This window comes from Vagococcus sp. WN80Y (genome assembly GCF_059621045.1).
Genome location: NZ_JCAQHY010000145.1, coordinates 44669 through 53874 on the forward strand (window position 1 = coordinate 44669; position 9206 = coordinate 53874).

The window sequence follows — 9206 nt, forward strand, 5'->3', positions numbered from 1 at the left end:
CTCCTAATCTCTTAAATAATAACTTAAACATTCCTGTTCTATCCCAACCAATTAATTGACTAAGATAGAACAGGTGTTCTTTTTATGAAAAATATTTTTCTTCTACTTCGACAACTGGCATTTCCAATCCTGTATACAATTTAAAAGCTTCCGCTCCTTGTCTCAGTAACATCCCTTTTCCACCAATAACCTGGCAGCCTTGAGCAGCCGCATCACTTAAAAGCTGAGTAACGGCTGGATTATAAATAGCATCTGCTACCACTAATTCAGGGTAATAAATATGTTTATCCTTAATCGGAGACTCCTTAGACTCGCTACCCATGCCAACTGTTGTAGCATTAATTAAAATATCTGCTTCAGAAACGGCTTGAGCTAAAGCTGGTTGGTCGGCCAAATCAGATAAGCTCACTTTACAACCAACCTCTTTTTCAATTTTTTCAACTGTCGCTTGACCGTTAGCAAAAAAGTCATCCCGTTGATTAAAAATAGCAATCGATTTTGCTCCATCAAGAGCCAATTGAACCTGAATTGCTGTTGCCGCACCTCCAGCTCCTAAAACAACGACAGACTTATCTACAACCGAGACACCATGAGCTTTCAAATTTGCAATAAATCCTTGTCCATCTGTGATGTGACCTGTCAATTTCCCATCATCATTAACAATTGTATTAACCGCTCCAACCATTTCTGCTGCTGGTGACAGCTGATCCATATAAGCAACAACAGCCGTTTTACATGGCATTGTCACATTACAACCACGCATTTCTAAGGTTTTAATTGCCCCAATTGCCTCTTTTACTTGATCCACCTTAATGTCAAACGCTAGGTAAGCATAATCCAAATTTAAACGCTCAAAACTGTAATTATACATTGCTGGTGAACCAGAGTGTCCGACTGGACTACCGATTAACCCCAATAAGCCAGTTGTTCCTGAAATTCTCGCTTCCATGTATGTCCTCCTCTTTCTTGATTCCTTATATTGTTATGCCAATAATTCTGGCCATGCTTCCTGAATCACTTTAATACTTGTTGCATAATTCTGCGCGGCTGATTCTTCATATCCCATCGCTAAAATCGGGTCAGATATCACTTCTGTGCCAATAACAACTGGTTCAATACCATGTTCTTTAATTGCTTTTAAGAAACCGACTGTATCTCCCCAACCAGTACCAGGGCTTAAACGATCGTGCATTGACTCATCTCGCAAAATAGTCTCTGGATAACGTCTTTCCAAAACATCACAGATTTGAACTGAAATAAATTTTTCTTTTGGAATTCCAACTAAATCTGCAGCGGTTTGATTAGCTCTAGCCCAATGCCATGTATCTAAAATCAACATCCCATTCTCACAGCCCGCTAAATCAACTATTTCCCATGCAGATGCCAAATCTGGTACACCACTATAAGGCATAAATTCTAACCCAATAATGAGCTCTTTTGCTCGATCACATAACTCTTTAAACGCTTGTGCTAATACTTCCTGAGAATAGTGCTCCATTAAACCACAGTTAATATGACCGACATTAAATAAACGAGCCATATGGAAAACCGTTTGCTCTTTAAATTGCTGCAACAACGTTTCAGGCGTTTCTTTCGTCTTATTCGGGTCAGCCCACAACGTAATGTATTCAACCTCAGATACTTCCATCTTATTTTCTTCCAGAACACGAAGCATATCCGCATCTGAATACCCTTGCTTAACCGCCAACATATAAGTTTCAGCTCGTAAGCCTATTCCATCAAACCCTGCCTTTTTAGCGACTTTTACTCGTTCCTCAAAATCAATTTCCATTCCTAATGTATAAGAACTGATAGTTAATGGTACACGTTTTCCTGCTAAATTCATGATAAACTCTCCTTCTTTAATAATTGTTAATTGGATTAGTCTGTTATTCGCCCAGATAATCTTCATTAATAAGTGTGCGCAACTCACCATGTGAAAATTTTATCTTTCTATACTTCACATACTATACTCTGTTTTCTTTAACGTCTAATTGTTTTTTTTAGTTAATCTATAGATAAATCGAATAGATTAACTTGTTTTTATCCCTAGTTGTTTGTTATGATGACAGTATCAGGTTAACTTTAGGAGAAAACAACTATGAATTTACACCACTTACGCTATTTTGAAACCCTAGCAAATGTTCAACATTACACAAACGCAAGCAAATTGTTAAACATTACACAACCTAGTTTAAGTAATGCTATTTCCTTGCTTGAAGATGAATTAGGTGTTCGCTTATTTGAGAAAGACGGTCGTAATGTTATCCTCACAAAACAAGGGAAGGTTTTCCAAGGGTATGTCGAGAAGTCATTACAAACATTAGACACAGGTATTGATACCCTTGAAAAAATTAGTAGTGGTTTCGGTCGAATTGAGCTTAGTTTTTTACAAATTCTCGGCACCTCATTTGTACCTGAACTGGTTCGTAACTATTTGGCTAAAAACCATGATAAAGAGATCGATTTTTCTTTCCACTCAGGCGTAACAAGTGAAATCATTGCAGGTATCAAGGAACGAAAATATGATATAGGCTTTTGTTCCTACGTTCAGGAAGAAGACGACATTGATTTTTTTCCTATCGCTTCACAAGAGCTTGTTCTAATTGTTCCACTAGATCATCCACTAGCTAAGCAAGAAACTGTTGATTTGAGGGACACGCTTAATTACTCCTATATCGCTTTTTCACAATCTAGTGGTCTTAGATCCATCGTAAACGATTTGTTTAAAAAAGCTAATCTAACTCAAAAAATCGCTTTTGAAGTAGAAGAAGACCAGGTAATTGCTGGCTTTGTCAGTCAAGGTTTTGGTATTTCTATTGTTCCGAATATGCCATTATTAGATTCTTTGCCCCTAAAAAAAATTGAAATTGTGAATCTCAGCTGGGAACGTATCTTTTACCTTGCCATTCCAAAAAATATCTATTTGCCACCAGTTGTGTATCATTTTAAGCAATATGTACTAGAAAATACCTACTATAAACACCTTATTTAAAAAAGCCGATTGGGTAATGTAAACTACCCCAATCGACTTTTTATTCATTTCTATTTCTCTACTGATTTTTCATGTTGTTCAATCGCAAAATTGCGACGTCCACCTGGTCTAGGAACTAAATCACCAAGCATGACATTATAACCACCTTCAACCGTCAATTCTGCTCCATTCGAATAATCTGAACGATTACTCGCCATATATAAAACAGCATTTGCAATATCAATTGTTTCTCCAATACGACGATTGGCGGTCATTCGTTCGCGACCTGACTCAACTTCTTTATCTTCATAAAACTTTTTAGATAAGGGAGTTTTAACAAAACAAGGAAGAATAGCGTTGCTACGAATCCCGAATTGACCCCACTCTGCCGCGATTTGCTTAGATAACATGCTAACTGCAGCCTTTGTAGAACTATACGCCCCACTGTATGTTTCAGGGCTTTTAGATGCTATTGTTGAAATATGAACCATTCTACCTGCATTTTGTTCAATCATTAATCGACCAATTCGTTGTGAAACTAGAAAATAACCAGTCAAATTGACATCTAGTGTTAATTTCCACTCATCCAATGGTAAATCTTCTAAGGGACAAAATTTTAAAATCGCAGCCGTATTAACTAACACATCACAACGACCAAAAGTCTGTTTGACCTTAGCAACTAAGCCATCTACCGCTTCCTCACTTGTTGTATTACACGATACACCAATGGCCTGAATACCATAGTCCTTCACTAGTTCTTCTGCATATTCTTGACATTTTTCACCATTCAAGTCAACTAGAACTAAGTTTGCTCCTTGTTTAGCAAATTCTTTACAAATCTCAGTTCCCATGCCACCTACAGCACCTGTAATTACACAAACATCACCTGCTAAATCTAACCATTGTTTATCCATTTTATTCAAAAACCTCCCGTTCTTGTTTATACATTCACTATATCTCAGGTAAATCTATTTGACTAATTGCTTTTTTTTTTAATTCTATAGCCAATACCTATAGATAGACTAAAAGTAGTAGGTGGTATTATTAAAAACACTGTAGCGGTAAGTATTTCCGTTACAGTGTTTAAGTTTATTTTTTTAGCTCATAAAGATTAATCCAGTGATCAACACTCACTTTGCTAACTAGTTCACCAATCAGCTCAAAGGGAATATGCTTTGGATTACTCAATCGTAAACAACTTTTCCCCATGTTCAACTTCGTTGGAACTTGCTTTTGATATTCATTTTCAAACCAAGCCAATAACTCCTTATCAGCGTAAATCCCTAGATGATACAGAGACAAATAATTTTTTTGAGCTGCCAAACTTAAGAAAGGAAGAGGCTCATTCTTACGATTCAAATAACCATCGGGATACCTACTTAAAGGAACCACATAGCTCGGCATACCATACTGCATTACTTTTTCAAACCCCTTTGGAATGTTTATATCGATTATCTTATCAAGTTTTACATAGGAATCTCGCCATTTTTCGGGAATTGTTTGAATATAGGTCGAAATTTGCGTCACTTAAATCACCCTCTCGTTTTACTTAAACTTAGTTTAGCAAACCACCCCCGTGATTGACCAGAAACTTGTCTACCATTGTAAGACTATATTTCTCTCAACTGCTTAATAACACGTTCAAAAGCCTCACTAGTTTGTTGATATTCTTGCCCACCACTTGGCAAAACTGAAAGTTTTGATAATAATTCATCTCGTTGAAACTCCAATAACAACTTATCTGTAGGTTGACTAGTGACTTTTTCAGAAACGGAAACAATTTTTTGATTGACTATTTCCAATGTCCGAGAAGCAACTTTTTCTCTAAAGTATCTGTCATGAGAAACAAATATAATTGTTCCTTTATAGCTCTCAAGTACACGCTCCAATTCTTCTCTGGCAGGAATATCAAGGTGATTTGTCGGCTCATCTAACACTAGCACGTTTTTCTGGGTAATAATATGTGACATTAATTTAATTTTAACACGTTCTCCCATACTTAGATCTGAAATCTTCGTATCCCATTGCTCTACATGAAATCCAAGGTGGACGAAGAGTGTTAAAACCTGTCCTAACTGATCACGATTGACATCGAAATAATCGGAAATTGACTGAGTGTTTGGTAAATCATATACCTCTTGACTTAAGTAACCAATATCAGCAAATTCTGATTGCCAGATTTTACCTTGATAGGGTTCAATCCCTAATAAATTCTTTAATAATGTCGTTTTTCCAGAGCCATTGTGACCAATAATGGCAACTCGATCTCCAAACATAATTGAAAAATCGGATTGAACGAAAATAACATGTCCGTCAAAGTTCTTTTGTAATTGCTCTACTAAAAAAACTGGGCCACTTTTTAACTTAGAAGTTGCCAACTGAAAGCTTACACGATAATCATCTTTAACACGTTCAACAGTTCTTTTATCTAAATCAGCCTCTAAGCGTTTTTGAATAGATTTTTTCTGTGCATCCATCCGCTTAGCCGCTAATCGATAATATTCTTTAAACCCCTCTTGTTTAGTTGATTGTGAATGCGCCGAATCCGACCAATTAGAAAGTTTTTGAATTTCTTTTTTCACTCGCTTAATTTCTTTTTGTTGTTTATTAAACTCACGTCTTTGTTGTTCCCTAAGCGCCTCTCTTTGATTTAAGTAAGCAGTATAGTTTCCTTTAAAAGCGTTAACCTCATGATCTTCAATAGCCCAGATGGCGGTTGTTATTTGATCCAAAAAATAACGATCGTGAGAAACCAATACAATAGCGCCTCGGTACTGTTTTAATGCCTTGATTAATTCTGTTACACTTTCTTCATCAAGATGATTAGTTGGCTCATCTAAGAATAGCAATTCGCTTTTTTTACTTAACGCATCGCGAATTCTCTTCTTTAATTTTTCACCCCCACTGAGGTGTTCAAATCCCTCTTGTGATTGCCAATAACGACTAAGCGCTCCTTGCTCAAAATTAGTAAAATTGCCTTGATCATAGACCTCTACTTCTTGTTCAACGTAGACTCGATCAGAATCAGATAACTCGCTAAAAATACTCCCAGAGTATTCTCCCTTACCTGATAATCTATCTAATAATGTAGTTTTCCCGGCTCCGTTTTTACCAACTATACCGATGATGTCTCCTTTTTTAATTCCTAAATTACGCGCTTCAAATAACAAATAGTCTTCAATTGTTACTTCAAGGTTTGATATCCGCATTAACTCTATCATAAAATCACTGCCTTTCATGTAAAAGAAAGGATTTTTCATCTGTTACAATTTATTTAACTGACAAAAAATCCTCCCATTAAGATGGAAGGATTAGCAAGTGTAAAACAAAGAAACCTCTTTGTTCATTTATATTGTTTCTAAAAAAGTGCCCACTAATCCTATTGGTTTATTATAAAAAATAAATTGACAATAAGATTAGTTCTTCATGCACTTTACCTCGTTCTTTCAATAGATAGTTGTATTATAACAGAATACCCTGTCTACTTGCAACTATCTTCATTAACTAAAGTTTATGGAAGATTTTTTTCAGTACACATCAATTGAAAGTTATTATTTAACAATTCAAAAACTGTAAGCTGGCTTCTCGTGAGCTACTAAATTATAGAAGGATATTATTTGATTCAGTTATGAATAATAGTTTACATACGGATTAGCTAGAAAAAAATGAATTAGGTTACTTTAAAAGGATTAATCTTTAACTTAATGATCTTATATTTCGACTAGGTGTCTCTGATAATTAGCGAAAGTTCTCACTTTTTGATTTGTAAATTTATTCTTTTTTATAGCATTCTAAAAGATCAATAACAAAAAGCGCATCCAATCCTATTTTATCCCTCTACTAGAAAATTTTTTTGAACGTCAATTTCCTTTATTATTCCACTATCATAACTATTTTTTCAGATTATTCTATTTCCTTTAATTGTCTCTAGCAAGCGTGTTATACTAATACTATAAAGTTGCTAAAGGGGTCACATATATGCTAATCGCTATCACATTGTTTATTTTTATTCCAACTTTTCTCTTTCTCTATTGGATTTATCAAAAACCAACAAGTCTTTGGACTGGTTTTTTCTTTTTGTATTTTTTAGGAGGCGTCAGTTTGATGTTCTTTATTGGCCTCGAAAAAGTCAACAATACACTTGCCCTAATACTTGCTATCGCTGTCTCTCTACCACTACTGACTTTAGCACTTTTTGGTATTTACGCCATGATTATTGCGCTTTTTTGGAATGAACGCATTTTACTCAAACATGAACGCAAATCTCTTGCCAACATGCTTCCTTTAATCATAGCAACGGGATTAATTGTATTTGAGTTTACTTTGCTTTTAGTTAACACTAAAGTTAGTAACTCTATCATATTAAAACTATTTGGATTCCTCAATGCATCGTTTATCTATTTTGCTATGACCTTTATTCTCTTCGCGTTAACAGCAATCTTATACAACTTTTACCCAATTAATTATAAAGTTGATTACATTATTATTTTAGGTGCAGGACTTAATAGGGATAAAGTAACCCCCCTTCTAGCGGCCCGAATTAACAGTGGCATACAACTCTATAACAAGCAGGTTGTTACAAAAGGACATTATCCAACTATTATACTATCTGGAGGACAGGGAGAAGATGAAGAAATTTCTGAGGCCCAAGCGATGAGCAATTACATCGAGGAACAAGAATACGACGTTAGAACAATTTATCTAGAAGATAAATCAACTAACACTCGAGAAAATTTGCTGTTTTCAGAACGAGTTGCCAGTTCTAATGATCAGATTACAGGATTAACTGACAAACAGGTTGTCATTGCAACTAACAACTATCATCTATTGCGAGCAGGTAAACTTGCTAGATTAATCGATATAAAAGCTCGCGGAGTCGGGGCTAAAACACGTCTATACTATTTACCAACTGCATTCATTCGTGAATACATCGGCTATCTTGTCATGACTAAAAAGAAACACTTGACCATAATTACGATTCTATTCGGTTTATCACTCTTACCATTAATCTTTGATTTATTGCTAAAACTATAACACTAAAAGGAGCTACCATATGATAATCATATCTATTCCCTTAACTGAGAATGAAGAAAAATTAGCAAAATTATTGGAGCAACATAGTCTAAATCAATCTGAGCCAATTCCTGCTTATCAACCAGAAATGGTTTCGCTAGCCGCTTATGATGGCGATCATTATCTCGGTGGATTAACTGGTTCAATTGTTTGGAACCATCTTCATATTAGCCTATTAGGAGTCGACACACAAATTAGATACGGTGGTGTTGGTAGTGCTTTGATAAAAGAGGCCGAGATACTTGCTTTAGAACGAGGCTGCCATTTGATGATTGTCGAAACTATGATCTGGCAGGCTCCGTTATTTTATGAAAAAAATGGCTTTACTATTTTTGGAGAAGTCAAAGGGCTACCAAAAGTTGAGCAAAGTAAAATTTATTTAGTTAAACATATCACTGGCTCAACTCACTAACATGCCCACTGCAACCGCTCAGCACTCTTTCATTATTGTAGTGGGCCCAATCCCATGGTATGATTTAATAAATACACAATAAATGGTCAACAAAGGAGAGATGCGCATGAGTATTTTTGATGGATTAATGGGTAATGCCTCACGAGCTAACAATGAAAAAGTTCAACAACGACTTGAAGATGTTTTAATGCCTCATGAAATGGTGGATCTAGCTTTTAAACTTGTGAGAGATTTAATTATTTTTACTGATTATCGCTTAATCATTATTGATAAACAAGGACTCACTGGAAAGAAAGTTGAATATAAATCAATTCCCTACAAATCAATTTCCCGGTTCACTGTTGAAACAACTGGCCATTTTGATTTAGATGCTGAGCTAAGCTTATGGATTTCTAGTGCGGTTGAGCCAGCAGAGGTACTACAATTTAGGAAAGATAAAAATATTGTTCAGATTCAACAAGCACTGGCAATAGCTGTACTAAAATAGTCATCCTCTAAAGTTAAATGAGGGTGGGACATAAGTAGATAATTAATCTGCTTTTATCCCCCCTTTTTTGCGTTTTAGGGTACACAAAAATAGCGTTCCTTGATATGATTAAAGTGACAAAACCCAATCAGAGAGGAGCGTTATTTATGTATCAAAATTATAACATGGAACAGTTGTTTTACCACTAGACTTAGAGGTTAAAATTCCAGAAACTGACCTTGTAAAAGCGGTCAATGGATTAGTTGAGTCCATACCTGAAG

The 9206-nt window shown here is 35.6% G+C and carries 9 protein-coding genes; 4 read left to right on the top strand and 5 right to left on the bottom strand.

Annotated elements, in window-relative coordinates:
* Positions 1–82: 82 nt before the first annotated feature.
* Together aroE and AC5KOD_RS09695 are read right to left on the bottom strand one after the other, a co-directional pair.
* Positions 83–949: a shikimate dehydrogenase gene (aroE, locus tag AC5KOD_RS09690; RefSeq protein WP_496914351.1), complete on the bottom strand. Its 867-nt coding sequence runs from the start codon at positions 947–949 to the stop codon at positions 83–85.
* A 33-nt stretch (positions 950–982) separates the two neighbouring features.
* Positions 983–1846 (bottom strand): sugar phosphate isomerase/epimerase family protein, encoded by an 864-nt coding sequence (locus AC5KOD_RS09695; protein WP_496914352.1) that lies wholly within the window; start codon positions 1844–1846, stop codon positions 983–985.
* A gap of 255 nt (positions 1847–2101) precedes the next feature.
* Here AC5KOD_RS09695 and AC5KOD_RS09700 point away from each other — a divergent pair, with 255 nt between their 5' ends.
* Complete coding sequence (locus AC5KOD_RS09700; RefSeq protein WP_496914353.1) at positions 2102–2995, top strand: LysR family transcriptional regulator; 894 nt, start codon at positions 2102–2104, stop codon at positions 2993–2995.
* A 50-nt stretch (positions 2996–3045) separates the two neighbouring features.
* On the opposite strand, the gene AC5KOD_RS09705 is transcribed toward AC5KOD_RS09700, so the two are convergent.
* The 3 genes from AC5KOD_RS09705 to abc-f all read right to left on the bottom strand — a co-directional run bounded on the left by AC5KOD_RS09705 (position 3046) and on the right by abc-f (position 6195).
* Complete coding sequence (locus AC5KOD_RS09705) at positions 3046–3888, bottom strand: SDR family NAD(P)-dependent oxidoreductase (protein WP_496914354.1); 843 nt, start codon at positions 3886–3888, stop codon at positions 3046–3048.
* Positions 3889–4063: 175 nt separating this feature from the next.
* Entirely contained in the window at positions 4064–4501 is a 438-nt protein-coding gene (locus tag AC5KOD_RS09710) for a DUF1801 domain-containing protein (protein ID WP_496914355.1), read from the bottom strand.
* A gap of 83 nt (positions 4502–4584) precedes the next feature.
* Complete coding sequence (abc-f, locus tag AC5KOD_RS09715; RefSeq protein ID WP_496914356.1) at positions 4585–6195, bottom strand: ribosomal protection-like ABC-F family protein; 1611 nt, start codon at positions 6193–6195, stop codon at positions 4585–4587.
* A 757-nt stretch (positions 6196–6952) separates the two neighbouring features.
* On the opposite strand from abc-f, the gene AC5KOD_RS09720 reads away from it, so the two are divergent.
* From AC5KOD_RS09720 to AC5KOD_RS09730, 3 genes are all read left to right on the top strand, one after another.
* On the top strand, positions 6953–8008 hold the full coding sequence (locus AC5KOD_RS09720) for a YdcF family protein (protein ID WP_496914357.1): 1056 nt from the start codon (positions 6953–6955) through the stop codon (positions 8006–8008).
* A 19-nt stretch (positions 8009–8027) separates the two neighbouring features.
* Positions 8028–8459 carry a GNAT family N-acetyltransferase gene (locus AC5KOD_RS09725; RefSeq protein WP_496914358.1) on the top strand — a complete coding sequence of 144 codons (432 nt, stop codon included), beginning with the start codon at positions 8028–8030 and terminating at the stop codon, positions 8457–8459.
* Positions 8460–8565: 106 nt separating this feature from the next.
* Positions 8566–8946 (top strand): PH domain-containing protein, encoded by a 381-nt coding sequence (locus tag AC5KOD_RS09730; RefSeq protein ID WP_496914359.1) that lies wholly within the window; start codon positions 8566–8568, stop codon positions 8944–8946.
* Positions 8947–9206: the final 260 nt, after the last annotated feature.

Excerpts from the sequence above, each read along its gene's own strand:
- aroE (WP_496914351.1), bottom strand. The coding sequence starts at position 949 with ATGGAAGCGAGAATTTCAGGAACAACTGGCTTATTGGGGTTAATCGGT.
- AC5KOD_RS09695 (WP_496914352.1), bottom strand. The coding sequence starts at position 1,846 with ATGAATTTAGCAGGAAAACGTGTACCATTAACTATCAGTTCTTATACA.
- AC5KOD_RS09700 (WP_496914353.1), top strand. The coding sequence starts at position 2,102 with ATGAATTTACACCACTTACGCTATTTTGAAACCCTAGCAAATGTTCAA.
- AC5KOD_RS09705 (WP_496914354.1), bottom strand. The coding sequence starts at position 3,888 with ATGGATAAACAATGGTTAGATTTAGCAGGTGATGTTTGTGTAATTACA.
- abc-f (WP_496914356.1), bottom strand. The coding sequence starts at position 6,195 with ATGATAGAGTTAATGCGGATATCAAACCTTGAAGTAACAATTGAAGAC.
- AC5KOD_RS09720 (WP_496914357.1), top strand. The coding sequence starts at position 6,953 with ATGCTAATCGCTATCACATTGTTTATTTTTATTCCAACTTTTCTCTTT.
- AC5KOD_RS09725 (WP_496914358.1), top strand. The coding sequence starts at position 8,028 with ATGATAATCATATCTATTCCCTTAACTGAGAATGAAGAAAAATTAGCA.
- AC5KOD_RS09730 (WP_496914359.1), top strand. The coding sequence starts at position 8,566 with ATGAGTATTTTTGATGGATTAATGGGTAATGCCTCACGAGCTAACAAT.